General features: G+C 51.4%; 2 protein-coding genes. Both read right to left on the bottom strand.

What is annotated here, in order from left to right:
- Positions 1 to 76: 76 nt before the first annotated feature.
- Positions 77 to 193, bottom strand: coding sequence for a 50S ribosomal protein L36 (gene rpmJ, locus ACIQYF_RS23680; RefSeq protein WP_002555468.1), 117 nt, complete (start codon positions 191 to 193; stop codon positions 77 to 79).
- Between the two features lie 28 nt (positions 194 to 221).
- Positions 222 to 558: preprotein translocase subunit SecY (locus tag ACIQYF_RS23675; RefSeq protein ID WP_402866711.1), on the bottom strand; the 337-nt coding region annotated here is incomplete at its 5' end.

Below are 558 nucleotides of genomic sequence, written 5' to 3'. Positions count from 1 at the left end.
CGCGAGATAATATCGCTGTAATAACAAATAATCAACCCAGCAGCGCACTAGCTGCTGGGCTTCAAACAGATCACACTCAGCCTTGGCGCTGTTTGTGACGTGGTTCCGCGCTGCAAATTACCCGAACAACACCTTCGCGGCGAATAATCTTGCAGTTACGGCACAGCTTTTTCACCGATGCACGAACTTTCATCACCAACTCCTCTAACCTTATGGGAACTTCAGCGGAGCATGCCGCTGCCGTAGCCCTTCAGGTTGGCTTTCTTCATCAGGGATTCGTACTGGTGCGAAACGAGGTGCGATTGTACTTGCGACATAAAGTCCATAACAACCACGACCACGATCAGCAACGAGGTCCCGCCAAGGTAGAACGGAACGTTTGCCGCAACCACCAGGAACTGGGGAAGCAGACATACGGCCGTCATATAAAGAGCACCGAACAGAGTCAAACGAGTCAAAACGCCATCAATATAGCGTGCCGACTGCTCACCTGGACGGATACCCGGAATAAAGGCACCGGACTTCTTCAGGTTTTCCGCTACGTCTTTCGGATTGAAC

This window comes from Pseudomonas sp. NPDC096917 (genome assembly GCF_044762555.1).
In the GTDB taxonomy this organism is placed as follows: Bacteria; Pseudomonadota; Gammaproteobacteria; order Pseudomonadales; family Pseudomonadaceae; genus Aquipseudomonas.
Note: the sequence above shows the minus strand (reverse complement) of the source record. Positions and strands in the feature narration are given on the sequence as shown.